The organism is Halorubrum sp. Ea1 (genome assembly GCF_002252965.1).
Classification (GTDB): Archaea; Halobacteriota; Halobacteria; order Halobacteriales; family Haloferacaceae; genus Halorubrum.
Map to the genome: position 1 here is coordinate 1 of NZ_NHPG01000033.1, position 24,317 is coordinate 24,317.

Annotated in this window: 21 protein-coding genes and 1 pseudogene; 14 read left to right on the forward strand and 8 right to left on the reverse strand. The window is 68.8% G+C overall.

Translation table 11 applies throughout. The features are described from left to right. Positions 1–309: 309 nt before the first annotated feature. Positions 310–950 (reverse strand): annotated as a pseudogene (locus DJ73_RS04845) (helix-turn-helix domain-containing protein). Positions 951–1,114: 164 nt separating this feature from the next. Between DJ73_RS04845 and DJ73_RS04850 the strand changes: the two are divergent. Genes DJ73_RS04850 through DJ73_RS04860 form a run of 3 tightly spaced genes read left to right on the forward strand, consistent with a single transcriptional unit; the run spans position 1,115 to position 3,285 of the window. Further along, positions 1,115–1,771 (forward strand): helix-turn-helix domain-containing protein, encoded by a 657-nt coding sequence (locus DJ73_RS04850; protein WP_094527189.1) that lies wholly within the window; start codon positions 1,115–1,117, stop codon positions 1,769–1,771. Positions 1,772–1,817: 46 nt separating this feature from the next. After that, complete coding sequence (locus DJ73_RS04855) at positions 1,818–2,699, forward strand: YqcI/YcgG family protein (RefSeq protein WP_094557420.1); 882 nt, start codon at positions 1,818–1,820, stop codon at positions 2,697–2,699. Then, on the forward strand, positions 2,692–3,285 hold the full coding sequence (locus DJ73_RS04860; protein WP_094523533.1) for a cysteine hydrolase family protein: 594 nt from the start codon (positions 2,692–2,694) through the stop codon (positions 3,283–3,285). The genes DJ73_RS04855 and DJ73_RS04860 overlap by 8 nt, the downstream gene beginning before the upstream one ends. Positions 3,286–3,322: 37 nt before the next feature. On the opposite strand, the gene DJ73_RS04865 is transcribed toward DJ73_RS04860, so the two are convergent. Next, complete coding sequence (locus DJ73_RS04865) at positions 3,323–4,792, reverse strand: MATE family efflux transporter (RefSeq protein WP_094527187.1); 1,470 nt, start codon at positions 4,790–4,792, stop codon at positions 3,323–3,325. 135 nt (positions 4,793–4,927) lie between these two features. On the opposite strand from DJ73_RS04865, the gene lipA reads away from it, so the two are divergent. Both lipA and DJ73_RS04875 read left to right on the forward strand, forming a co-directional pair. After that, a complete protein-coding gene (gene lipA / locus DJ73_RS04870; RefSeq protein ID WP_094557421.1) occupies positions 4,928–5,866 on the forward strand; it encodes a lipoyl synthase in 939 nt (312 codons plus the stop codon). A 271-nt stretch (positions 5,867–6,137) separates the two neighbouring features. Continuing rightward, positions 6,138–7,547 (forward strand): ABC transporter substrate-binding protein, encoded by a 1,410-nt coding sequence (locus DJ73_RS04875; RefSeq protein ID WP_094557422.1) that lies wholly within the window; start codon positions 6,138–6,140, stop codon positions 7,545–7,547. 187 nt (positions 7,548–7,734) lie between these two features. On the opposite strand, the gene DJ73_RS04880 is transcribed toward DJ73_RS04875, so the two are convergent. From DJ73_RS04880 to ggt, 5 genes are all read right to left on the reverse strand, one after another. Then, entirely contained in the window at positions 7,735–8,439 is a 705-nt protein-coding gene (locus tag DJ73_RS04880) for an ABC transporter ATP-binding protein (protein ID WP_094557423.1), read from the reverse strand. Further along, positions 8,436–9,248, reverse strand: coding sequence for an ABC transporter ATP-binding protein (locus DJ73_RS04885; RefSeq protein ID WP_094523700.1), 813 nt, complete (start codon positions 9,246–9,248; stop codon positions 8,436–8,438). Before DJ73_RS04885 ends, DJ73_RS04880 begins: the two co-directional genes overlap by 4 nt. Before the next feature lie 134 nt (positions 9,249–9,382). Further along, entirely contained in the window at positions 9,383–10,756 is a 1,374-nt protein-coding gene (locus tag DJ73_RS04890) for a branched-chain amino acid ABC transporter permease (protein ID WP_094557424.1), read from the reverse strand. Next, complete coding sequence (locus tag DJ73_RS04895) at positions 10,753–11,865, reverse strand: branched-chain amino acid ABC transporter permease (protein ID WP_094523544.1); 1,113 nt, start codon at positions 11,863–11,865, stop codon at positions 10,753–10,755. The genes DJ73_RS04890 and DJ73_RS04895 overlap by 4 nt, the downstream gene beginning before the upstream one ends. A gap of 319 nt (positions 11,866–12,184) precedes the next feature. Next, entirely contained in the window at positions 12,185–13,843 is a 1,659-nt protein-coding gene (gene ggt, locus DJ73_RS04900; protein WP_094527181.1) for a gamma-glutamyltransferase, read from the reverse strand. 282 nt (positions 13,844–14,125) lie between these two features. Between ggt and DJ73_RS04905 the strand changes: the two genes are divergently transcribed. From DJ73_RS04905 to DJ73_RS04930, 6 genes are all read left to right on the forward strand, one after another. Beyond that, positions 14,126–15,835, forward strand: coding sequence for an ABC transporter substrate-binding protein (locus tag DJ73_RS04905; protein WP_141211987.1), 1,710 nt, complete (start codon positions 14,126–14,128; stop codon positions 15,833–15,835). A gap of 38 nt (positions 15,836–15,873) precedes the next feature. After that, positions 15,874–16,824 (forward strand): ABC transporter permease, encoded by a 951-nt coding sequence (locus tag DJ73_RS04910; RefSeq protein ID WP_094523550.1) that lies wholly within the window; start codon positions 15,874–15,876, stop codon positions 16,822–16,824. A 3-nt stretch (positions 16,825–16,827) separates the two neighbouring features. Beyond that, on the forward strand, positions 16,828–17,913 hold the full coding sequence (locus tag DJ73_RS04915; RefSeq protein ID WP_094523552.1) for an ABC transporter permease: 1,086 nt from the start codon (positions 16,828–16,830) through the stop codon (positions 17,911–17,913). Further along, complete coding sequence (locus DJ73_RS04920; protein WP_094523554.1) at positions 17,913–19,004, forward strand: ABC transporter ATP-binding protein; 1,092 nt, start codon at positions 17,913–17,915, stop codon at positions 19,002–19,004. The genes DJ73_RS04915 and DJ73_RS04920 overlap by 1 nt, the downstream gene beginning before the upstream one ends. After that, positions 19,001–20,326 (forward strand): ABC transporter ATP-binding protein, encoded by a 1,326-nt coding sequence (locus tag DJ73_RS04925; protein WP_094523556.1) that lies wholly within the window; start codon positions 19,001–19,003, stop codon positions 20,324–20,326. Before DJ73_RS04920 ends, DJ73_RS04925 begins: the two co-directional genes overlap by 4 nt. A gap of 72 nt (positions 20,327–20,398) precedes the next feature. Beyond that, positions 20,399–20,932, forward strand: a complete 534-nt coding sequence (locus DJ73_RS04930) for a hypothetical protein (protein WP_094523558.1) — start codon at positions 20,399–20,401, stop codon at positions 20,930–20,932. A gap of 28 nt (positions 20,933–20,960) precedes the next feature. On the opposite strand, the gene DJ73_RS04935 is transcribed toward DJ73_RS04930, so the two are convergent. Next, positions 20,961–21,320 carry a hypothetical protein gene (locus DJ73_RS04935; RefSeq protein ID WP_094557425.1) on the reverse strand — a complete coding sequence of 120 codons (360 nt, stop codon included), beginning with the start codon at positions 21,318–21,320 and terminating at the stop codon, positions 20,961–20,963. A gap of 134 nt (positions 21,321–21,454) precedes the next feature. On the opposite strand from DJ73_RS04935, the gene DJ73_RS04940 reads away from it, so the two are divergent. From DJ73_RS04940 to DJ73_RS04945, 3 genes are all read left to right on the forward strand, one after another. After that, positions 21,455–23,137 carry a hypothetical protein gene (locus tag DJ73_RS04940; protein WP_254921589.1) on the forward strand — a complete coding sequence of 561 codons (1,683 nt, stop codon included), beginning with the start codon at positions 21,455–21,457 and terminating at the stop codon, positions 23,135–23,137. After that, positions 23,065–23,658 (forward strand): hypothetical protein, encoded by a 594-nt coding sequence (locus DJ73_RS20845; protein WP_254921590.1) that lies wholly within the window; start codon positions 23,065–23,067, stop codon positions 23,656–23,658. Before DJ73_RS04940 ends, DJ73_RS20845 begins: the two co-directional genes overlap by 73 nt. A gap of 318 nt (positions 23,659–23,976) precedes the next feature. After that, positions 23,977–24,207, forward strand: a complete 231-nt coding sequence (locus DJ73_RS04945) for a DUF1328 family protein (protein WP_094523562.1) — start codon at positions 23,977–23,979, stop codon at positions 24,205–24,207. The last annotated feature ends 110 nt before the right edge of the window (positions 24,208–24,317 follow it).

Genomic DNA, 24,317 nt, shown 5'->3' on the forward strand with positions numbered 1-24,317 from the left:
CCGTCGTGCGCCTCGCGGAGCAGCGTCTGCAGCTCGTCGCGGAACTCCGCCTCAGCCGTCGGCGCGTCGTCGTCGGGGCTCATGCGGACCGCGCTCCGTCGCTCTCGACGGACGAGAGTTCCGCTCGGACGGGTCGCACCGGGGACGTCACCGAGCTCGGACCGAAAATGACCGAATCGAGGGTAGCACCGCTATCACTAACATACATGCGTAGATCGAACCGGCCGCGTCGGTTCAACTGTACTACTGTTAGTACAGTAGGTATTTATAACGAGTGGCTGTCCCCGTCGGAGGGGGATCGCCTCCTCGTCACGCCGGGGCGACGGTCCCCTCGATGAGCCGGCGATGGCCGCGTTTGATCCGGGAGGAAAGCGACTGCTGGGAGATGCCGAGCTCCGCCGCGATCTCCTCTAACGACGCCGTCCGGGGCGAGTCGAAGTAGCCGCGCTCGTACGCCAACACGAGCGCCTCCCGCTGGGTCTCCGTCAGGTCGTACCCGTCCCCCTGGACCGGCAGGAGCGAGTGGACCGCCGTGATCCCGATGTCGATGTCGCGGTCCTGGCAGTCCGTCCGGAACTCGCCGATCGCCTCGCGGTCCTCCCCGCGGACCTCGAACCGCCAGCCGTCCCGCGTCCCCGCGCCGGAGAGCACGGCGATGTTGGCGTGTGCCAGCGCGTTCAATACGCCGTAGTAGTCGTCGTCCCACTCCGCGCGCATCAGGTACTCGTCGTCGACGTCGTCGACGAGATCGACGCCGGCGACGCCGCGATGGGCCTCGAACGCGGACTCGATGTCGGCCGGGCGCGCGCCGCGGACCCAGAAGTAGGGGACGACCAGCCTCCCGTTCGGGATGAGCCGCTCCAGCTCGACCGTCGCCCCCGGGAGGTTCCCGAAGACCGTCCCAGCGGGAACTCATCCGCCGGGCTCGTGAACTCTATGACCGTGGCCATACCGAACGGTGACGCGCGACGCCCATAACCGACGACGATGGTGTACCAAGCAGCGCCGTCGCGGCGTGGATCTCCCGCGTCACGTCCCGCTATCGTCCAAACCCTGATATACCAAGCTCTCCTTCTTTATACGGGAACAAAAAACGGATCACCGGAGCCAACTGATGAGTGTAATCGTGGAGTTCCGCGTCCTGTCCAGCGATTTCGAGCTCGGCCAGATCCTCTCCGTCGAAGGGGACTCCACCATCGAGCTCGAGACGCTCGTCCCGCTCGGCGAGGCTTCCGTCCCGCTGTTCTGGATCCGCAACTCCACGCGCGAGTCGTTCGTCGAAAGCGTCCAGCGCCACCCGTCGGTCGAGGAGGCCACGCGGGTCGACGCGTTCGAGGAGCGGACGCTGTTCACCCTCGACTGGGACGCGAACCAGGACCACCTCGTCAGCGCCGTGCAATCGAACGACGGACAGATGTTGAGCGCCGTCGGATCGGCGGCGTCGTGGACGTTCGAGGTCCGGTTCCCGACCCACGAGTCGCTCAGCGCGTTCTCGACGGACTGCGAGGAGGCCGGCATCGAAATGACGGTGACGCGCGTGTACAACCCCTCTGAGCCGGACGTACAGCCGTGGCTCGGCCTGACGGAGCCGCAGCTCGAGGCGCTCACGCTCGCGATCGAGATGGGGTACTACGACATCCCGCGCGGCTGTACGACGAAGGAGCTCGCCGACGAGCTGGGTATCTCCGACCAGGCCGTCACCGAACGACTCCGGCGCGCCATCACGGCGCTGGTGACCTATACCCTCCCGATCGACAGTGAGAGCCGGTGACACCGGTCGCCGAAAGTCAAAAGACCGTTTACCACCGACTGCGGGTATGAACGAGCCCGGCACCGAGGGCGTGCTGTTGGACCAAGGGGCGCTCCACGATCGGCTCGACGACGCGCCCGGGTGGCTGCGGGAGCACTACCGGACCTTCCGCGAGTCGATGCTCGGCGAGCGCGACGGCTCGCCGTTCCCCTGCTACTTCGGCATCGAAGTCGAGCGCGAGGGCGACCTGCTGTACGCCGCCTGCGAGTCGACGACCGACCCCGCCGCGCTCCTCCGGTTCCGCGACGTCCTCTTGGAGTACCTCGACGCCTACGAGGACCACGCCGACCGCGCTCCCCTCGCCGTCTTCTTCCGACCGCCCGACGGCGACCGGGGCGAGGCGCACTACCACGAGCGGCTGTGGCACGTCCTCGAGTTCCTCCACGTCCACGACCCGGAGCCGTGGCCGGAGGAGATCCCGACGGACCCTGACACCCCGCGCTGGGAGTTCTGTTTCGGCGGCGAGCCGCTGTTTCCGACCTCCCGAGCGCCCTTCTACGACGAGCGGAAGAGCCGCTACTCGCCCGTCGGGCTGGAGATCACCGTCCAGCCGCGCGCCGTCTTCGAGGGGATCACCGCCGACACGGAGGCCGGCGAACAGGCGCGGGAGGCGATCCGCGGGCGCATGGAGGAGTACGACGGCGTCTGTCCCCACGCCGACCTCGGCGACTGGGGCGTCGAGGGCGACCGCGAGTGGACGCAGTACCTGTTCCGCGAGGACGACGCGGCGAGCCCCGACGCCTGTCCGCTGACGCCGACCCGGGAGCACCCGAAAGCGCCCGAGGCGCTGCTGGAACCGGGGGCCTGGCGCCGGTTCGCGGAGTCGCCGCCCTCGGAGAGCGCCTCCGAGTCCGACGCGGCCGTCACCTCGGGGCTCGACGATGACTGAGGCGGACGTCGCCGACTCGGCCCGCTCGGAGGGCGGCTCCGCGCCCCCCGACGACGCGGTCCTCCTGCTGATCGACTTCCAGGTCGGCTTCGACGAGCCGGGGTGGGGCGAGCGCAACAACCCCGACGCGGAGGCGGTCGCGGGCGCGCTCCTCGACCGGTGGCGCGCGGCCGACCGCCCGGTCGCGCACGTCCGACACGCTTCGACGGAGCCGGACTCGCCGCTCCGCCCCGACGCCCCGGGGTTCGCGTGGAAGTCAGAGACGGCGCCCGCCGAGGGCGAACCGACCTTCGAGAAGTCGGTCAACGGTGCGTTCCTCGACTCGGGGCTCGACGCGTGGCTCCGCGAGACGGACCACGAGTCGCTCGTCGTCTGCGGGCTCACCACCGACCACTGCGTCTCGACGACGACCCGCGAGGCCGAGAACCGCGGCTACGACGTGCGCGTCGTCGCCGACGCGACGGCGACCCACGCCCGCGAGGGGTACGACGGAGAGGCGATCGGCGCCGACACGTCCCACCGCGTCGCGCTCGCGCATCTCGACGGGGAGTTCGCGACCGTCGTCGAGGCCGAGGACCTCCGATAGGCTCCGCCCCGTCAGTTTCCGGTCGGTTCCGATCCGGTCAGTCGTCCGCGGTCCCCGCGGCCCCGCCCTCGCCGTCGTCTCTCGCGCGGTCCGCGGCGTTCGCGAACATCCCCCGCCGCGTCGTGTACGCGAAGTACGCGCCCAGCCCGAGGAACCCGACGACGTTCGAGACGGCGACCGCCCAGAACACGGCCTCGACGCCCCAGCCGAGTCCCGGCGCGACGGCGACGCCGAACGCCCCGAACGTCGCCGTCGCGGGCACGGCGGCGACCGCGATCGGGAACCGGATCCCCCAGTACTTGAGAACGTCGGCGGCGAGCGAGGTCCGGGTGCGCGAGGCGCCGTTGAATCCGGCGAGCAGCGTGTAGGTCCCGCCGAGCGCCCAGTAGGAGACCGCGAGCAGCCGCAGGTACAGCACCGCGAGCGACCGTCCTCCCGGCGTGAGGTCGGGGGCGAGGAGGTCGACGACCCCGCCGGCGACCGCGAACTGGACGGCGCCGAGCGCGAGGAACGCGCCGACGATTATCCCGGTTCCGACCGTCGCGGTGCGTCGGGCGCGGCGCGGGGCGTCCGCGCCGAGGTTCTGGCCGATCATCGACTGAGCGGCCTGTTGGGTCCCGAGCGCGGGGACGACCGCGAGGGTCGCGACGCGCGCGCCGACCGTGTACGCCGCGACCCCGGCCGCGCCGCCGGCGACCGCGACGAGGCTCACGACCAGCACGCGCACCAGTTCGGTCGCGCCGCGCTGGCCGCCCAGCGGGAGCCCGACGGAAACGATCTCGCGGAGGTCGCCGGCGTCGACGGCGAGGGCGTCTCGGGTGAGCCGGAACGTGTCGCGACCGATCCCGGCCGCGTACGCGAGGACGTGAACCAGCCCGGCGACGCCCGCGAGCACCGTTCCGAGCGCCGCGCCCTCGACGCCGAGCGCGGGGAGCGGGCCGAGCCCGAATATCAGCGTCGGCGCCGCGACGAGGTTGACGAGGACGCTCGCGACGCTCACGTGGAGGACGGCCCGCGTGTCGCCGTAGGCGGTGAAGCAGTTCTCGACGGTGTCGCCCACCGCGCCGACCGGGAGGACCGCGGCGATTATCGCGAGGTAGGCGGCCGTGGTGCCGGCGAGCGCTGGGTCGGCCCCGAGGAACCGCACCAGCTCCTCGGCGTAGAGGGCGACGGGGACCGCGACGGCCGCCGTGACCGCGAGGGCGACGAGGCCGCCGTTGACCGCGACGCGACGGGCCCCCGCGTCGTCACCGCCGCCGGCCCGCTGTGCGACGAGGAGCTGCGTGCCGACCGCGGCGACGACGACGACCGCGCCGAGGAGCGACTGGATCGGGAGGCTGAGCCCGACAGCCGCGACCGCGTCCTCGCTCACGCGGCCGAGCCAGAACGTGTCGACGAGGGCGTTGGCGACGTAAACGAGGTTCTGCGCGACGAGCGGGGCCGCGAGCAGCAGGAGCACCCGCCCCACCGGCCCGTCGGTGATCGCCTCATTGTCGACGTCGAACATCGGATAGTTCCGTATCTGGGGCCTCTAATAAAACGCTATTGGTGTCGGATACGATACGTTTTGTCCCCGGGTGAGCGGTGGTGAACTCGTCGGTGTGATCCTCACGTTTTTGCACTCGGCCGCCGTGGTTCGGGTATGCAACGCGGCCGTCGAAAGCCGGACTGGCTGAAGTCGCGGCCACCGTCCGGGTCCCGGTTCACGGAGATCAAGGAGCGCCTCCGCGAGCGCGACCTCCACACCGTCTGCGAGGAGGCCAACTGCCCGAACATGGGCGAGTGCTGGTCCGGCCGCGACGGCCCCGGCACCGCGACGTTCATGCTCATGGGCGACCGCTGCTCGCGGGGCTGTAACTTCTGTGACGTCGCGACGGGCGGGATGGAGCCGCTAGACCCCGAGGAGCCGGAGAACGTCGCCGAGGCCGTCACCGAGATCGGGCTCGACTACGTCGTCTTGACCTCCGTCGACCGCGACGACTTAGCGGACGGCGGCTCGGCGCACTTCGCCGAGACGATCCGCCAGATCAAGCGACGGGATCCGGAGATACTCGTCGAGACGCTGATCCCCGACTTCCAGGGCGACCCGGCGGCGATCGACCGGATCGTCGACGCGGGGCCGGACGTGATCGCGCACAACGTCGAGACGGTCGAGCGCCTCCAGTGGCCCGTTCGCGACCGCCGCGCCGACTACGAGCAGTCGCTCGCGGTGCTCGACCGCGTGGACCGAACGTCCGACGTGCACACGAAGACGAGCCTCATGCTCGGGGTCGGCGAGTACGCCCACGAGGTGTACCGGACGCTCGGCGACCTCAGCGAGGTCGGCGTCGACGTCGTCACCTTCGGGCAGTACCTCCGGCCGTCGCGCTCGCACCTCGACGTGTTCGACTACGTCCACCCGGACGCCTTCGAGACGTGGCGCGCGGTCGCCGAGGAGGAGTTCGACTTCCTCTACTGCGCCTCGGGGCCGATGGTCCGCTCGTCGTACAAGGCCGGCGAGCTGTTCGTCGAGGCGCTGCTCCGCGAGGGCCGCTCGCCCGAGGACGCCCGGCGGCACGCGCGCGCCGCCGGTGGCGACTGATCGAGACGACCCGACCGACGGACGCACCCGAACGACCGGTTCTTCGCTCCGGAACGACCCCCGAGCGAGCCGCGCCCGTCTCCCTCTGAACCGGCCGGCCTGCGAGGCCAGAGGTCCCCGATAGCGATACTGTCTAAAATTCGGCACGATCGACGCGAAACGCGCCCCGAGCGCCGGTGGAAGTTATATACCTTATATGAGAGTTATTGACAGGACTTGTGTAGGAGTTGACAGGGATATACTTATCAGAGAGGGGTCTATATGAGTGGGTATGTCATACCACAAACGACGGCGTGACGTGTTGAAGACTGTCGGTGTCGCTGGCGCGGTCGGACTCGCCGGCTGTGCGGGCGGAGACGGCGGCGACGGGAGCGACGGCGGAGACGGCGGCGACGGCGGAGACGGCGGCGACGGGATGGACGGCGACGATGGCAGCGATGGCAGCGATGGCGGAGACGGGGGCGACGGTGGCAGCGGCAGTCCGGATCTGCTCGTCGTCATCGGGTACCCGGAGAGCGGAATTCAGCTGTTCCGCGACTATTACGCCGCGTCCGACGGGGCGGAGGACATCCTCATCCCCGACGGGCTTCAGGACCCATCGTTACCCGGGCAGGTCGGCAACGACATGAACAACGTCACCGGGACCGCGCCGGCGGCCGGCGGGCCGAACCAGGAGGCGTTCGCGAGCCTGTATCAGGACACGTACGACGAGACGCCCGGCGTGTTCACCTCGCAGTCGTACGACTCCGCGGCGGCGCTGATCCTGGCGAACGTCGCGGCGGGGGAGAACAACGGGACCGCGATCCGCGACCAGCTCCGTCGCATCGCCAACCCCGACGGCACCGCGTACGGGCCCGGGGAGTTCATCGCCGCCGTCGAGGCGGCCGCGAACGGCGAGAACATCAACTACCAGGGCGCGTCGAGCGCGGTCAACTTCGATCAGAACGGCGACCCGGCGTCGGCGGCCTACCAGATCTGGGAGTTCGCCGGACAGGGCGCTGACTCCGTCGACGTCCAGGAGACGCAGAACTTCGAGGGCGAGAACCCCGACGGGGCGGGTCCCTCCGCCGACTCGTCGCCGGGCGGGTTCGGTCGCGAAGTGAGCGTCGGAATCCTGCTGCCCGAGACCGGCGACCTGGCGTCGACGGGTCAGCCGATGATCCGCGCGGCCGAGATCCCGGCCCAGCAGGTGAACGAGTCCGATCTCGACCTCACCGTGAACGCCCAGTTCGAGGACACGAACACCTCCCCTGACCAGGGGATCACCGGAGCCGAGTCACTGATCAGTTCGGGGGTTCCCGCCGTGTGCGGAACCGCCTCTTCCGGCGTGAACGTCCCGGTCTGTACGGAGACGCTCATCCCGAACGAGGTCGTCGGCTGCTCGCCGTCCAGTACCGCGCTGTCGGTGACGAACCTCGAGGACGACGACTACATCTTCCGGACCGCTCCGAGCGACCAGCTCCAGGGCCGGGTCATGGCGCAGGTCGCCTCCGAGCGGATCGGCGCCTCGACCGCCGCGACGCTGTACGTCAACAACGACTACGGCCAGCAGCTCTCCAACCGGTTCAGCAGCGTGTTCGAGGACACCTTCGACGGCGAGGTGTACGACCAGATCAGCTTCAACATCGGATCGTCGTCGTACTCCAACGTCGTCGAACAGGCGCTCACCAGCGGGAACTGACCGCGATCGGAACCGACGCGTCACCGAGTGGCCGGCCGAGCGCTCTCGTTTTTTCAGACGACCCGACCGAGAAGCGGCGCGGTTCGCACGCGCAACGCTCTCGCGAGCGACGCGACGCTTCCGCGCCTTCCGATCCGTCTCAGAAAAAACAGTCCGCGGACCGACGGTCGGGACGCGACGGGACCGACTACCCGCCGAGGAACTCCCGGCGGACCTCCTCGTCGTTCAGCAGCGCGGTCCCCTCGTCCTCGAACCGGTTCTGCCCGTTCGCGAGCACGTAGCCGCGGTCGCAGCGTCGGAGCGCCTCCTTGGCGTTCTGCTCGACCATCAGGACCGCCGTGCCCGTCTCGTTGATCTCGTCGATCTTGTCGAACATCTCGTCGACGAGGTCGGGCGCGAGCCCCGCGCTCGGCTCGTCGAGCAGCAGGAGCTCGGGGTCGAGCATCAGCGCCCGCCCCATCGCGAGCATCTGTCGCTGACCGCCGCTCAGCGTTCCGGCCCGCTGGTGTTTCCGCTCTTCGAGGATCGGGAACCGGTCGTACACCATCCTGAGCTCTTTTTGGGGGACCTCGTCGAGGATGTACGCGCCCATCTCTAAGTTCTCCTCGACGTCGAGCTCCGCGAAGACGTTCTCGCTCTGGGGAACGTACCCCAACCCCTTGTGGATCACGTCCTCGGGCTTCGTCCCGCTGATGTCCTCGTCGTCGAACGTCACCGTGCCGCCCATATGCGTCGTCAGTCCGAACACCGACTTCATCACGGTCGACTTGCCGGCCCCGTTCGGGCCGACGATGGTGACGTACTCCTCGCCGTCGACGTCGAGGTCGACGTCGGTGAGGATCTGGAGGTCGCCGTAGCCGGCGTCCAACTCGCGGACCTCGAGCAAGCTCATACCTCTCCCCCGAGGTACGCCTCGATGACCTCCTCGCTCTCTTTGATCTCCGTCGGCGTCCCGTCTTTCAGGATCCGCCCCTGGTGCATGACGATGACCCGCTCGCAGTTGTTCATGATGAGGTCCATGTCGTGTTCCACGATGAGGAAGGTGTACCCGCGATCGCGCAGCTCGTGGATGTGCTCGAGCAGCCGCTTCTCGAGCGTCGGGTTGACGCCCGCGAACGGCTCGTCGAGGAGCAGCACGTCGGGGTCGGTCAGGAGCGCCCGCGCCATCTCCAGCAGCTTCCGCTGGCCGCCGGAGAGGTTGCCGGCGTACTCCTGTGCGAGGTGGTCGATCTCGAAGAAGTCGAGCACCTCCCAGACGCGTTCGAGCTGCTCGGTCTCCTGCTCGCGTACCGAGCCGCGAGTGACCGGCATGACCGACCGCCACAGCGACTCGCCGACCTGTCCCTTCGGCGCGAGCATCATGTTCTCGAGGACCGTCATCTCCTCCAGCTCACGGGCGATCTGGAACGTCCGCGCGAGCCCGCGGTTCGCGATCTCGTGCGGCTGCAGGCCCGTGATGTCCTCGCCGTTGAACAGGACCGTTCCCTCGGTGGGGTCGAGCATCCCCGTGATGAGGTTGAACGTCGTCGACTTTCCGGCGCCGTTCGGTCCGATGAGTCCGGTGAGCGTCCCCTCCTCCACGTCGAAGCTGACGTCGTCGACGGCGGTGATCCCGCCGAATTCCTTCCGGAGCCCTTCGACTTCGAGGGGCGCGTACCGGCCGCCGTCGTCCCCGCTCGGGACGTCGGCCTCGCTGCCCATCACCTCGGTCAGATCGGCGTCCGGCGACGACCCGTCGCCGGCGGGGTCGCCCGCCTCGGACGACTCCGCTCTGTCCATTGCCCCCGCTTCTTCGACCGAATTCGACTCGCTCGCGGCGGATTCGTCGGTCTCGCTCATCGCTCCTCACCCCCGTCGGCGGCCGCCGGCTTCTCGCTCGGGGTGCCGCTTCCCGGCCGGGCGAGGTCGACGCTCGACGCGGTCTCCTTGCGGTGGCCGAGCAGCCCCTCCGGCCGGTTGTGCATCAGCCAGATCAGCACCACGCCCATGATCACCAGCCGCAGCTGGCTGACGCTGTCGAGCGTGTACAGGACGAACGGCATCGGGTCGAGCGAGGCGAACCCCGCCATCGCCTCGCCGAAGTTCCGCGGGGCGTTGCCCAGTTCGAATGCCGTCTCCACGAGATTCTTGACGTACCGGGGGCCTTGGTACAACACGCCGGCGAAGATCGCGCCGCCGAGGAAGCTCCCGGTGTTCGATCCCGCGCCGCCGATGATCAGTGCGATCCAGATAAAGAAGGTGATGTTCGGCCGGAACGACGGCGGCGTGACACTCCCGCGGGCAGAGTACCAGAGGATCCCGCCGAGCCCCATCAGCGCGGTCCCGAGTACGAACGCCGTGAGCTTGAACCGGTCGGTGTCTTTCCCCAGCGCGTTCGCGACGTCCTCGTCCTCGCGGATCGCCTTCAAAACGCGTCCGAACGGCGACTTCCCGGTGCGGGAGAGCAGTAGGTAAAACAGCCCGACGCCGATGAGAAGCAGGATCCCGTAGAGGAGTCCGTCGAGCACCGGCTTGGGGTTGTTCGAAATGAAGTTCGCCTGAACGAACGAGACGAAGCCGAGGTACGGCTCCCAGAGGAACAGGCCCCGAAGCAGTGCCTCGAGCGGGTTCGTGTAGTTCAAGATGAGTCCGCCTCCGCCGCCGAGGCCGACCGTGTCGGCCGTCGGGTCGAAGGTGAACAGCCAGAGATCGATGGTGTCCGGTACCGTGAACGTCTGGAACGTCCGCGACATCATCGTGAACCGGATGATCTCCGAGAACGCCACCGTGACGATCGCGAGGTAGTCGGCTCGGAGTCGGAGCGCGGGCAGCGCCACGAGAAGCCCGAACAGGCCCGCCATCACCACGCCGGCGGTGACGCCGACGAACAGCGGGAGTCCGAACCCGCCGACCTGCGCGGCGCCCCCCGCCACCGGCGGCTTCGAGACCAGCGCAGTCGTGTAGATACCGATTCCCATGAAGCCGACGATACCGATGTTGAACAGTCCGGTGTACCCCCAGTGGAGGTTCAACGCCAGCGCGAGCATGCCGAACACGCCGATGTAGAACGTGAGGTTCGCGATCGAATTCAGCTGTCCCCGGAGCCCGTATCCGAACGCGACTCCGGCGACGATGTACGCCAGGTAGAGGGCGCCGAGGACGGCGAGGACGAGCGTCACGTCCCGCTCGAAGAGCCCCTCGAACCGCCCGCGGAGGTCGTTGACACTCATGCCGTCGTCCTCCCGCTGAAGATGCCTTCAGGCTTGAACAGTAGGATCACGATCATCACCAGGAACGCGGCCGCACGGCCGAACGCCGATGGTATCCAGATCACGGAGACGGAAGCGGTCAGTCCGATGATGATCCCGCCGCCGATCGCGCCGTAGATCGATCCGATCCCGCCGAGGATGACCGCGGCGAACACGAGCAGCAGCAGCAGCCATCCGTCGTTGAAGCCGAGCGTCCCCTTCCAGAGGATGAACATGTACCCCGCGACGCCCGTGAGCCCGGCGCCGACGATCCACGTCGTGCGGATGACCTGTTCGGTCGGGATCCCGGTGATCCGCGCGAGGTCCTCGTTGTCGGACATCGCGCGCATCGCCTTCCCGAGCTTCGTCCGCTGGAGCAGCAGGTGAACCCCCAGCATGAGGCCGCCCGCGACGACCACGAGCGCGGCGTCGTGGGCCGTCACCCGGAACGTCCCGTCGATCGCCGGCACGCTCACGCGCGGGACCGACCCCGCCGCCGTCGTTCCCCGGACGCCGGCCCCGAAAACGAACTGGAGCAGGTACCGGAGCGCGAACGCGACGCCGATGCTGGTGATCAGCAGCGCGATACCGCTCTCGTCGCGGATCGGCCGGTAGACGAACCGGTCGATCAGCAGCGCGAGCGCGATCGTGGCGACGCCGGCGACGAGGGCCCCGACAACGACGGCGACCGGCGCGGTCGTGACCCCGATGCCGAGCGCACCGCCGAACACCGACCCGCCCGCGCCGACGAGCAGGAGCGCGCCGACGCTGTTCTCGCCGATCCCGGCGATGAGGTAGCTGGTCGCCATCCCGGCGAACGCCCCGCTGGTCAGGTAGTCGCCGTGCGCGAAGTTCGCGAAGTTGAGAATGCTGTACGTCATCGAGAGTCCGATACCCGCCAGACCGATGATCAGGCCCCGAAGTAACCCGTCCCAGATCAGGGACGCGAGGCTGCTGATCTGAATCCCCCCGGTCAGGAGCCCGGAAACGAGCGACCACGCCATCCACAGGGCCACGAGCAGGACCCCGATGGCGAGCGGTTCCTCGCTGAGGGTTCGGCGGTATCGAACGTACGTTTCAGAGACACTCACGTGATAACACTCCTCATTATAGCGTATGAATCAACCTATAAGACGCTTTCTACCCAAAATCCACCGACGTATGCCGTGTTTAGACACATAAGTAGTGTCTGAGGAATATAACCACATGCGCGCTCGACTGCCGAACACGCCGCCCCGCTCGACCGGTCACCGCGGGCCCATCGGTCACCGATAGTCGAGGCGGCGACGGAAAGGCGGTGTGAACGCGGCGAGAAAGACGGTGTCAACGCGGCGAGGCCGACCCGATGGTCGAAGGGGCCGCCTCTCGACCGCGGGCTTCCTCTCGGCTCGTCGCCCGATGCGCCCCGAGTCAGTACCCCTGCGCGTTGCCGTCCTTCCGGGGCTCGGTGGCGGCCGAGAGGACCCCGTCCTCGTTGCGGACGATCTGCGCGCCGCCGAACTGGACCGGCGAGAGCGTTCTGACGTCGTGGTCCTTCCGAACCAGCTTCGCGGTGACGTCGTCGTCGAAGTGCGGCTCGACGCCCAGCTCGCCGCTCTCGCGGTACCGCCACCGCGGCTCGTCGAGGGCGCGCTGGAGCGGCATGTCGTAGTCGACGACGTTCGATATCACCTGCACGTGCCCCTGCGGCTGCATGTACCCGCCCATCACGCCGAAGGCGGCCCAGTCGTCCTCGCCGAGGCGAACGATCGCGGGGACCAGCGTGTGGAACGGGCGCTTACCGGGTTCGAGGCTGTTCGGGTGCTCGGGGTCGAGCGAGAAGGACGCGCCGCGGTTCTGGAGGGCGATCCCCGTCTCGCCCGCGACGAGCCCGGAGCCGAAGCCGGCGAACCGCGAGTTGATGTAGGAGACGACGTTCCCCTCGTCGTCGGCGACGGTGAGCAACACCGTGTCGGCGTCTTCGGCGTCGGCGTTCGGTACGCCGAACGAGACGTCGTGGTCGGCCGTGGGCCCGACGCCGGCCGCCCGCTCCGCCGCCCAGTCGGCCGACCCGAGCGGCGGGATCTCCTCGTACTCGGGGTCGGCGATGTAACGGTGGCCGTCGTGAAAGGCCAGCTTCAACGCCTCGGCGAAGTAGTGGACGCGGTCGGCGGTGTCGTAGCCGTGCTCGCCGGCGCCGAGCTCGCTCGCGATGTTGAGCGCCTCCAACGCGATGAGCCCCTGGTTGTTCGGCGGGAGCTCGTACACCTCGGCGCCGTTGTACGTCGTCGAGATCGGGTCGGGCCACTCGACCTCGAAGTCGGCGAGGTCGTCCACGGTCATGAACCCGCCCTGCGACTGGATCTCCCCGGCGATCGCCTCGGCGATCTCCCCCTCGTACACCACGTCTGCGCCGTGCTCCGCGACCTTCTCCATCGACTCGCCGAGCCGCGGGAGCGTGACCGTCTCGCCGACCGCGGGCGCCTCGCCGTCGAACAGGAACGCCTCCCGGGCGTGGTCGTCGGTGAACAGCTCCTCGGCGCCGGCCCAGTAGGACGCGATGACCTCGGAGACGGGGTACCCCTCGGTGGCGTATCGGATGGCCGGTTCGAGGGCGTCGGCGAGGGTGAGCCGCCCGAGCTCCTCGATCGTCGCCTCCCAGCCCCGGGCCGTGCCCGGAACCGTGACCGCGTGGGGACCGTAGAACGGCATGCCGGCCTCGTCGGTGTCGTCGACCGCGTAGCCGCCGTCGTCGGGGTAGTACGAGGAGACGTCGTCGGTCTCCCGCAGCGAGTCGCGGACGTTCTCGATCGTCGCGTCGGCGGGCGCGCCGCCGCAGGCGCGCATCGATCCCACCTCGCCGTCGGCCGTTCGGTACAGCGCGAAGACGTCGCCGCCGAGCCCCGTCGACGTCGGCTCGACGACGTTGAGCGCGGCCGCCGTCGCCACCGCCGCGTCGAACGCGTTCCCGCCCTCGCGAAGCGTTTCGATCCCGGCCTGGCTGGCGAGGGGCTGGCTGGTGGCGACGACGCCGCGCTGACCGTACACCGTCGATCGGCGAGAAGTGAACCGGTCCAAGTCTGGTTCCACACCCTCGATCCGGCGCCCCACATTATAAACGTCGGACCGGATCTATTCGGTCTAATCGGCCCCGGCCACGCGATTCCGCACCTGGCTCCCTCGTCCTCGCGGGGCGTCCCCTATGTTTTCCTCCCGGACGAGGGTCCGTTTCGCTGTCACACGTCCCTCACACCCTCGATGATCGTTCGTGTCAATACCGCTTATCGAAACAGAACCGGCGGATTACTGAACGGACGGTGGTTTGCGATAAAGAATAGAATGGTTTTTAACAGACGACGCGTACGTGTGGGTATGTCTCATTCCGACAACGGACAGACGCGATCGGCAACGACTCGCCGACGAGTTCTCGCCGCGATGGGCGGCGCGAGCGTCGTCGGTCTGGCGGGCTGCGTCGGCGGCGACGGCGGCGACGGCGGCGACGGATCCGACGGCGGTGACGGCGGCGACGGCACGAACGAGTTCGTCGCCTCGGCCGCCGCGAATCCGGGCACGTTCGACCCGACGATCATCACCGACGCGACCTCCAACTCCGTCGTCGGAACGATGGCGTACGAGCGACTGGTCGCACTGACCTTCGACTACTCCGAGATCCGCGGCGAGCTCGCCTCCGAGTACGAGCAGGTCGACGACACTACCTTCCGGTTCCAGCTCCGCGAGGGCGTCACGTTCCACAACGGCGACGAGTTCACCGCGGAGGACGTCGCGTTCTCCATCAACCGGACGAGCGGCACGACCAACGACGCCGACGTCTCGTTCATCGAGAACGTCGAGATCCTCGGCGACTACGAGGTCGAGATCACGTCGAGCGACCCGCACGCGCCCTTCTTGAACGACCTCGCCGCGGTCCCGATCCTCACGAGCAAGACGGACGCGATCAGCGAGAACCCGGAGCAGGACGAGCACGACTTCACCGAGCAGACCCTCGGGACCGGCCCGTGGGAGCTAGAGGAGTTCTCGGCCGAGGACCGCGCCGTCCTCGTCCCCTACGAGGACTACTGGTACGACGGCGACGAGTACCCCGGCACGGCGCCGTGGGACCAGGTCACGTTCCGGGTCATCCCGGAGCAGGTCTCTCAGGAGGAGGCGATGGCCGCCGGCGAGCTCGACATGATCGACAACGCGGCCCCGTTCGAGCTCGACCAGTGGGAGAACCAGACCGGCGAGGTCGTCACCGGCAGCGCCGTCGGGTTCGACTTCATCTCGTACCCGGTCAACCAGAGCCCGTTCACGAACGAGAAGCTCCGGCGCGGGATGACCCGTCTCCTCCCGAAGTCGGACGTCATCGAGGCCGTCTTCGGCGGCTACGCGACCGAGCTCGCGGCCCCGATCAGCCCCGGTCTCGGCGCGTTCTGGGACCCCGAACACGAGCAGAACCTCCTCGACGAGTACGTCGGCCAGGACGAGGAGGAGGGGCTCAGACTCATCGGCGAGGCGTTCGAGGAGGAGGACATCGAGGCGCCGTTCGACGTCTCCTTCATCACCAACGTCAACCGGACCCGCGAGCGGTGGATGGAGATCATCCAGCAGACGATGGACGAGACCGAGTACTTCAACGCGGAGCTCGACGTCCGCGCGTTCGACGACCTCGTCCCGTTCCTGCTCGACCCCGAGGGCGCCGCGGCCAGCACGGACGTCGTCGGAATCGGTTGGACCGGCGGCTCCGACCCCGACGGCCACGTGAACCAGCTGCTCCACTCCAGTCAGCACGTCCCCGACGGGTTCAATTGGAACCTCTACGAGAACGAGGAGATGGACCAGCTCATCACCGAGGGGCAGACGACCCTCGGCGCCGAGGAGCGGCTCCCGATCTACCAGGACCTGCAGGAGCTCGTCGCGCAGGACGTGCCGATGGCGAACATGTGGACCGGCGACGTGATCGACGTTCTCAACCCGGAGAACATCGAGTCGCTCGACCAGTGGAGCCCGCACCCGAACGCGAGCAACCGGTACAACACGCTGTACAAGCCCCACCTCGACGAGATCGTCTACCCGGCGGAGTAACGGTCCCGAACACCCGATAGCCCTCTCATTTCACCTCGATGAGCCTTCAACGATTCGTACTCAAACGCGGCCTGATAACCATCCCGCTACTGTTAGGGATCTCCCTGCTCACCTTCGGGATGGTCCACGCCATCCCCGGTGATCCGATCGACTTCATCACGCTGTTCACGGACCTCGATCCGCAGACGGAGATGGAGATACGAGCCGAATACGGTCTCGATCAGCCGGTGTACATCCAGTATATCGACTGGGTCACCAGCGCTGCGACCGGCGACTTCGGCCGGTCGATCATCACCCGCGACCCGGTCATCGACGAGATCATGACTCGGCTCCCGTACACGCTCGTGATGGGGATCATGGCGTTCGGCGTCACCCTCGTCACGGCGATTCCCACCGGCGTGATCGCGGCGTACTACCGCAACACCAAGATCGATCAGGCCAGCCGCGTCTTCGCGCTGCTCGGGATCGCGATCCCGAACTTCCTGCTCGGCCTGCTGCTGCTCCTGATCTTCGCGAGCTGGCTCGACCTGTTCCCGATCCTCCCGCCGACCTCGCAGGGGATACTCAGCTACGACATGCTGGTGTACACGCTGTTGCCCGCGATCACCATCGGCACCGGCTCCACCGCCCTGTTGATGCGACTGATGCGGTCCTCGATGGTGGAAGAGCTCGACAAGGACTACGTCCGGACGGCGCGCGCGAAGGGCCTCCCGGAGCGGACGGTCGTGCAGAAACACGTCCTCCGGAACTCGCTGATCTCGGTCGTCACCGTGGCCGCCATCCAGGTCGCGTTCATCATCAGCGGCTCCGTCGTCGTCGAGATCGTCTTCTCGTATCCGGGCATCGGCCGCCTCCTCGTCAATCGAGTGGGGAACCGCGACTTCCCGGTGATCCAGGCGATCGTCCTCCTGATCGGCGTCGCCGTGATACTCGCGAACTTCGTCGCGGACGTGCTCTACGCGTACCTCGACCCCCGAATCCGATACTAAATAATGTCAAGCGAAACCTCACAGCGGACGACGGAACGCGGACGAATACGGGTCACCGGCTTCGACGTCGACCGCGTCGAGTCCCGGGACCCGCTCTCCTCGTGGGAGCCGGACCTCCAGTCGGAGGAGGGACGCGGTCGCCTCGAGTACGCGTGGAAGCGGTTCAGACGCAACCGCCTCGCGCTGTTCGGCGCGGCCACCATCGGCTTCATGATCCTGCTCGCGGTGTTCTCCCGACCCATCCAGCTCCCGAGTAGCTTCCCGGTGCTGGCCGGCCAGACGGTACAGCCGTTCTCGCTCGCGCCGGCCGACCCCGCGAATCAGGACGTTATCACCGGCTACCGGGAGCCGACGCTCGAAAACGTCCTCACGTGGCCCCCCACGGGCCTCTACCTGTTCGGCGCCGACTGGGCCGGCCGCGACATCCTCTCGCGGGTGATGTACGGCGGCCGCTGGAGCCTCTCTATCGGCTTTATCGCGGTCGCCATGGCGCTGCTCGTCGGGATCCCGCTCGGCTCGGTCGCGGGCTACTACGGCGGCAAGGTCGACGAGCTCATCATGCGGATCGTCGACATGCTGTACGCGTTCCCGTTCATCGTGCTCGCGATCGCGGTCATCGCGGTGCTGGGGCGCGGCTACTGGGAGATGATCCTCGCCTTGGTCGTCGTCGGCTGGCTCCCGTACGCCCGCATCATCCGCGGCGAGATCTTAAGCGTCAAAGAAAACGAGTACGTCACCGCCGCGAAGGCGCTCGGCTCCCGCGACCGGTCGATCATCGTCCGCCACATCCTGCCGAACGCGATGGCGCCGGTGATCGTGCAGGCGACGCTCAGCATCGGCACCACGGTGCTCGTCGCCGCGGCGCTCGGGTTCATCGGGCTCGGCCTGTCGCCGGCGAGCGCGGAGTGGGGCGTCATGCTCAACGTCGAGCAGGACGCGATCGCTCGCGGTCGCTGGTGGGCCGGGCTGTTCCCGGGCCTCGCCATCTTCGTCTTCGTGATGGCGATCAACCTCGTCGGCGACGGCGTCCGCGACGCGTTCGACCCGCAGGGCGATCAGACGGACTCCGACACCGGGGGGCTCCGCTGATGGCGATGCTCGAAGTCGAGGACCTCAACGTGCGCTTTTACACCGACGACGGCGTCGTCAAGGCGACGAACGACCTCTCGTACCGGATCGAGGCCGGCGAGCGGTTCGGCGTCGTCGGCGAGAGCGGGGCCGGCAAGAGCGTCACGAGCCTCGCGCTGATGCGCCTCATCGACGAGCCGGGCGTCATCGAGAGCGGGGAGATCCGTTTCAAGGGGCAGAACCTCCTCGAGATGAACGAAGAGGAGATGCGCTCGCTCCGCGGCAACGAGATCGCGATGATCTTCCAAGACGCCGAGACCGCGCTGAACCCCTCGTACACGGTCGGCGAGCAGATATCGGAGGCGATCCGGTACCATCTCGACCTCGACGAGGCGGCGGCCCGCGAGCGCGCGATCGAGACGCTGGAGTCGGTCGGGATCCCGTCGGCGGCCGAGCGGTACAGCGACTACCCACACGAGTTCTCCGGCGGGATGCAACAGCGCGTCGTGATCGCGATCGCGCTGTCGTGTGACCCCGACCTCATCATCGCCGACGAGCCGACCACGGCGCTCGACGTCACCATCGAGGCGCAGATCCTCGAGCTGTTAGAGGAGGTCGCGACCGAGTTCGACACCGCGATCCAGCTCATCACCCACGACCTCGGCGTCGTCGCCGAGTTCTGCGACCGCGTGATGGTGATGTACGCGGGCCACCCGGTGGAGATGGCGCCTGTCGAGGACGTGTACTACAACCCGCAACACCCCTACACCGTCGGACTGATGAGCTCGATCCCGCGGATCGGCGACGACCGCGATCGGCTACAGACGATCCCCGGGCGGATGCCGGACCTGATAGAGATGCCGCCGGGGTGTAACTTCCATCCCCGGTGTCCGTACGCCGAGGAGTCGTGCACGCGCGTGGATCCGCAGCTCGTCGACGTCGAGACCGGCGATCCCGCGGACCCGATCAACAGCGACGCGCAGACCGCCGCGTGCCTCGCGCACACCGGCGAGCTCACGGGGGAGCTGGAGTACGAGGTGACCGTCCGCGGCGAGGACGACTTCCCCGGGCCGGACGGCGCGTCGAGCTCCGCGGAGGTGACCGACCGATGAGCGGCTCCGAGCCGCTCCTCCGCGTCGAGGGGCTCGAGAAGTACTACGAGTCCGAGAGCGACTTCATCGACCGACTCCTCGGCCGCCAGAAGAAGGTGAAGGCGGTCGACGGCGTCTCCTTCGAGATCAACGAGGGCGAGACGCTGGGGCTGGTCGGCGAGAGCGGCTGTGGAAAGAGCACCATCGGTCGGTCGATCCTCCAGCTCCGGGAGCCGACCGCCGGATCGGTGTACTTCAAAGGGCAGGATATCACGACCCTCTCCGACAGCGAGCTCCGCGACCTCCGGAAGGAGATGCAGATCATCTTCCAGAACCCACAGTCGAGCCTCAACCCGCGCCTGACGGTGAACGACATCATCGGCGAGGCGCTCGACATCCACGGGATCGAGGGCGACGTCACCCGCGACGCCCGCATCAAGGATCTGCTCGAACGGGTGGGGCTCAACGCGAGCCACGCCAACCGCTACCCGCACGAGTTCTCGGGCGGGCAGCTCCAGCGGATCGGGATCGCCCGCGCGCTCGCCGTGGACCCGGACTTCATCGTCTGCGACGAGCCCGTCTCGGCGCTCGACGTGTCCGTGCAGGCGCAGATCCTCAACCTGCTGGAGGACCTCCAAGACGAGCTGGGGATCGCCTACCTGTTCATCGCGCACGACCTCTCGGTCGTCGAGCACATCGCCGACGAGATCGCCGTGATGTACCTCGGGAAGATCGCCGAGATCGGCACCCCCGAGGAGCTGTTCGTGCCGCCGCAACACCCCTACACCGAGGCGTTGCTGTCGGCGATTCCGGAGCCGGACCCGTTGTGGGAGGGCGACAGGATACTCCTGGAGGGGTCGGTCCCCTCGCCGATCGACCCGCCCTCCGGGTGCAAGTTCCACACGCGGTGTCCGCGCGTCATTCCGCCGTCGGACTACGAGTTCGAACAGGAGGAGTGGCGCGCCGTCATGTCCTTCCGCCACCGCGCCCGCGAGGAGGACATCGCTGTCGAGACGTTCGGCGACGACGACGATGCGCTCACCGAGGCGCTCCGCGACGAGCTCGACCTGCCGTCGTCGCTGACTGACCCGGAGGCGGAGCGGGTGGTCGAGGAGGCGCTCCGGTCGGTCGCGGACGAGGAGTTCGCCGCCGCGGAGAGCGTCCTGAGAGAGACGTTCGAGACCCCCTGCACGACGGACGAGCCGGCGCTCCGCCGGACCGACGCCGGACGGGTCGCGTGCCACCTCTTCGACCCGGCCTACGAGAGCGGACCGACCGACGGGACGAGGACCGACGACGGGGCAGTGACCGGGGACGGGGCGGCGGCGAGCGGCGACGACTGAGCCCGTTCGGCTCGGCGTCGACCTCGCCCGCCCCGACGACACGCTTATTCCTCCCGACGGGTACCCTCACTCATGCGTCGATCACGCGGGCGTGACGGGGTCGACCGTTCCGACGACGACCCGTTCCGACCGAACGAGTCCGCCGAGCGCCACCGCCCTCAGGCCGCCAGAACGCTTCCGGCGGCGACGCTGACCCGGTGGCTGCTCCCGGCGCGGCTCCACCGCTGGGCGGTCTCCGTCAGCGTCGACACGCCGGCGGCGGCGTACGAGCGGGGCGAACCGGTTCCGGTCGCGATCGAACTCCGGAACCCGCTGCCGGTCCCGGTGACGGTGCGGACTACGTCGCCGGTCCCGTGGACGTGGCACGTCGACGGCCACCGCGACGCCTCGCACGTTCCCGAACCGCTCCCGGAGTCGGAGACTCGGTTCACGCTCGACCGCGGCGAACGCCGTCGGTTCACCCGGCGGTGGGAGCAGAGCTTCCGGGTCTCGAAGAGGGACTGGGAGCCGGCCGAACGCGGCGAACACACCATCGGAGCCGGGCTCGCCGTGGACGACCCGGCCGGAAAGGGCGTGTACGACGAGACGACAGTGCGTATCGAGTGACCGGGGCCGTGGGCCAGCGGCCGCCGGCCTACTCGTCGGCGTCGCTCGGGATGTCGATCTCCTCCTGATGATACCGCTCGGTCGCGAGCTCCGCGACCGTCCGGAGCGACTCGACGAGCTCGTCCGACTCGTCGAGCGCGTACCGGTTCGGCTCGCGGCCCTCGGTGCGGTCGATCGTCAGGAGTCCGAACGGTTCGAGCCCGTCGAGCCCCTCGTGGACGACGGTCTGATCGACGCCGGCGCCCGCGGCGATCCGCTCGACTGACAGGGGTTCGGAGGCGTAGAACAGCGTCGCGACGATCCGAGCCCGCACCCGATTCGCGAACAGGAGCGCGAGCCCGTTCTCCTCGACGAGTCGCGTGTACTCCTCGGTCGATTGCTCGTCCATGCCCGTCGTTCACGAGCGAGCGGGATGACGGCTTCGGAATCCGCGGTCCTCGGTGGCGGGGATCTGAGCCGGCCGCGGTGGCGATTGCTGTGGGAACGTTTAACGTGGCCGGTGTCGTCCGGTCGGTAGATCGCATGACGGGTGACGACGACGCGACGGCGGACGCCCCGGACCGGTCGGTCGACGACCGCCGGCGCCGCGCGCTGGTGTACGGTGGACTCGCCGCGCTCGCGGGCACGGGCACCGCCGGCGCGTGGTACGTCTCACGCGACGATCCGGCGCCGCCGCAGGAGCCCGACGACGGGGAACCGGAGGAGACGGGAGCGCCGGACGAGGTCGACCACGACGGCGAGACGGCCCCGTCGATCGTCCGGCGGTACGCGCCGGACCTCTACTTCGGGGCCCTCGAGAAGTGGTACCCCACGGACCCGCGTCCGTACGTCGTCGAGACCGCTGCGGGCTCGGTCGTCGACGGATTCACCGCGCTCGACGGTTACGCGGCGGCGTTCCGCGAGGCGGGGGCGCCGCCAGCGCCGACCGTGTTCTACAGCGTCGTCGAGGCCGCCGAGGGAGTCGACGCCCTGCAGTACTGGCTCTACTCCGCGTTCGACCAGTTCGCGGTCAACTTCCACTGGCACAACTGGGAGCTGTTGCAGGTGTTCGTCGAGCGCGAGACCGGCGAGCCGCTGCTGCTCTCGGCGAGCGCTCACTCCCGCGCGAGCCCGAACAACGAGTTCCTCGAGCCGGAGATCCCGGACGGGGCCCGTCCCGGGATCCTCTCCGAAGTCGGCTCGCACTCGAGCGCGAGCGAGGTCAACGGCCTCGTGCCGACCTTCGAGCGGCTCCCGACGGCCGACCTGCTCTCCGACGTGACCAACGACGTGGTCGACGTCTCGGCGTCGCTCCGCGCGCCATTCGCGTACGGGCTTCCCCGCGACGAGGGGGCGCGGCTCCCGTTCGTGCTTCCCGAACTCGACGGCGTCCCCCTCCACGAGCACCCGTCGCTCTCGATCGACCGGACGGACCTCATCGACGAGCGGGTGACGGTCGGATCGTGGGGAGGGCTCCCAGTCCCGCCCGGCGACCTTCCGCTTCGCGAGCCGGGACTCGTGCTCGCGCACCCCGAGAGCCGCCTCGCGACCGGCGAGGGCGACGGCGACGCCGCGGCCGACGCCACCTACGCGCTCGAACCGATCGCGCCGCTTCGGGAGGCGATCGACGACTTCGTCGGCCCTCAGCTGAGCTTCGAGTTCGCGGTCCCAGGGTTCGCCGAGGACGCGATCGCGAGTCACATAACCTCGGTCGGGGTCCCGTGGGAGCAGGACCGGTTCGCGGATCCGCTCTCGGACGTGACCGACCCGGCCCACCGACGGCGGGTCGACGGCGCCGAACCGACGGGGCTCACGGATCGGGTCGTCGGACGGGTGCGACAGCTCCGCGCGGGCACCGAGGGCGCACTCGACGGCGTCTCGGACGCGGCGCGCGACGCGGTCGCCGGCGTCGCCGGCGTCTCGCTGTTCGCGCCCCAGACGGAGCTCGCCGTCCGACTGGCGAGCGAGGATCCCACGGCGACGGCGACCCGCGGCGGGGCGTTCGGCTTCCTCCGCGTCGAGCCCGGGCCGCACCTCCTCGTGGTCAACGGCCCCGGGTTCGCCCCGATCGCGGAACGGTTCGTCCACGAGGGCGGACTCGTCCGCGCCGGCGGCGACGGCGAACTCGTCGCGGTGGCGACCGAGGACGCCGGGTGGATCCGCGGCGACGGGCGAGAGACGGGGGAATCGACCGGGTCCGAGTCGTCGAGGACTACGCGGGCGTGATCTACGAGGGAGCGCCGGCGGAGACGGACCGGTTCGCGGTCGCGGTTCACCGCGAGGGCAAGTACACGGTCGAGGTGGTCGACCGCGACGGTCGCCTCGGGGCCTACCGGGTGACGGCGGACTCGTTCGACGCGAACGGGGAGGCGGTCCGCGAGGAGGTCCGGACCGGGAAGCTCGCGCTCGCGCGGACCCTCCGCGACGAGGTCGCCGAGCTGTACGGGCTCGCGGAGTCGCTCTCGGAGTCCGCCCGCGACGACTCCGACGGCGAACACGACCCGGCGCTCGACCGGCTCAGCCGCGCCCGGCGCGCGGCCGACGGCGCGGTCGCGGCCGCGGAGGACGGCGAGGAGGAACCGGCCGACGATCGGCTGTTCGACGTCGGGTCCGCGCTTTCGGAGTTCCGAGAGCTCCTCGCCGGCGAGGACCGGAGCGGATACGACGACGGGGCGGTCGCGGCGATGGCCCCGAAGGCGCTCGCGGGGATCGAGCGGGTCGACGCCGCCGTCGACGCTCCCCTCTGACCGGCGGAGGGAGACCGCGGGCTCCCGAATTTCACTGGGCGGTGGGTTCGCCGAAGCGACCCCGTCGGACTCACCGGCGGCCGTCGATCGGCCCATCCAAAACGCCGCCGTGTCGCGTTCGTAAACCCGCATCCGCGATATCAATAACGGGTCGTCACGGATCGCCGCGGACTCACGCGTCGCTCCGGTCCGACGCCGCTCGGCGCTCGCCGCCGGGGTCTCGACCTCGGTCGCGCGCTCTCGCCCCCTCTTCGGAGTAAGCCGGTCGTACCGCCTTTGCAACCCCATAACTAACCGATCGGGACTGCCATCCACCGTATGGCCGTTACTCCGCTCACACCGTCGTTCGACCTCTCCCCGTCGTCGGGAATCGGCGCCCCGCCGCTCCAGTTTTCGGGCGACTTCCTCGAACTGGCGGTGGTGTTTTTCCTCATCGCGATCGTGGCGGCGATCTTCGGCGCGCGCGGGGTCGCCGGGGTCTCGATGGCGGCCGCGAAGTGGCTCGTCATCGTCTTCGTCGTGCTGGCGATCATCTCGGTGCTGCTCTGAGGGGGTCCCGACCGTGGTCGCCGAGAGCAGAGAGCGCGCGAACGCGGGCCTCGGCTCCGTGAGGTCCGCGATCGACCCGGTGACGCGGTTCGAATCGCGGCGTCCGGGTC

Excerpts from the sequence above, each read along its gene's own strand:
- DJ73_RS04930 (WP_094523558.1), top strand. The coding sequence starts at position 20,399 with ATGCGTCGATCACGCGGGCGTGACGGGGTCGACCGTTCCGACGACGAC.
- DJ73_RS04850 (WP_094527189.1), top strand. The coding sequence starts at position 1,115 with ATGAGTGTAATCGTGGAGTTCCGCGTCCTGTCCAGCGATTTCGAGCTC.
- DJ73_RS04915 (WP_094523552.1), top strand. The coding sequence starts at position 16,828 with ATGTCAAGCGAAACCTCACAGCGGACGACGGAACGCGGACGAATACGG.
- DJ73_RS04945 (WP_094523562.1), top strand. The coding sequence starts at position 23,977 with ATGGCCGTTACTCCGCTCACACCGTCGTTCGACCTCTCCCCGTCGTCG.
- DJ73_RS04890 (WP_094557424.1), bottom strand. The coding sequence starts at position 10,756 with ATGAGTGTCAACGACCTCCGCGGGCGGTTCGAGGGGCTCTTCGAGCGG.
- DJ73_RS04865 (WP_094527187.1), bottom strand. The coding sequence starts at position 4,792 with ATGTTCGACGTCGACAATGAGGCGATCACCGACGGGCCGGTGGGGCGG.
- DJ73_RS04855 (WP_094557420.1), top strand. The coding sequence starts at position 1,818 with ATGAACGAGCCCGGCACCGAGGGCGTGCTGTTGGACCAAGGGGCGCTC.
- lipA (WP_094557421.1), top strand. The coding sequence starts at position 4,928 with ATGCAACGCGGCCGTCGAAAGCCGGACTGGCTGAAGTCGCGGCCACCG.
- DJ73_RS04905 (WP_141211987.1), top strand. The coding sequence starts at position 14,126 with ATGTCTCATTCCGACAACGGACAGACGCGATCGGCAACGACTCGCCGA.
- DJ73_RS04940 (WP_254921589.1), top strand. The coding sequence starts at position 21,455 with ATGACGGGTGACGACGACGCGACGGCGGACGCCCCGGACCGGTCGGTC.
- DJ73_RS04880 (WP_094557423.1), bottom strand. The coding sequence starts at position 8,439 with ATGAGCTTGCTCGAGGTCCGCGAGTTGGACGCCGGCTACGGCGACCTC.
- DJ73_RS04875 (WP_094557422.1), top strand. The coding sequence starts at position 6,138 with ATGTCATACCACAAACGACGGCGTGACGTGTTGAAGACTGTCGGTGTC.
- DJ73_RS04925 (WP_094523556.1), top strand. The coding sequence starts at position 19,001 with ATGAGCGGCTCCGAGCCGCTCCTCCGCGTCGAGGGGCTCGAGAAGTAC.
- DJ73_RS04920 (WP_094523554.1), top strand. The coding sequence starts at position 17,913 with ATGGCGATGCTCGAAGTCGAGGACCTCAACGTGCGCTTTTACACCGAC.
- DJ73_RS04860 (WP_094523533.1), top strand. The coding sequence starts at position 2,692 with ATGACTGAGGCGGACGTCGCCGACTCGGCCCGCTCGGAGGGCGGCTCC.
- DJ73_RS04935 (WP_094557425.1), bottom strand. The coding sequence starts at position 21,320 with ATGGACGAGCAATCGACCGAGGAGTACACGCGACTCGTCGAGGAGAAC.
- DJ73_RS04885 (WP_094523700.1), bottom strand. The coding sequence starts at position 9,248 with ATGGGCAGCGAGGCCGACGTCCCGAGCGGGGACGACGGCGGCCGGTAC.
- DJ73_RS04910 (WP_094523550.1), top strand. The coding sequence starts at position 15,874 with ATGAGCCTTCAACGATTCGTACTCAAACGCGGCCTGATAACCATCCCG.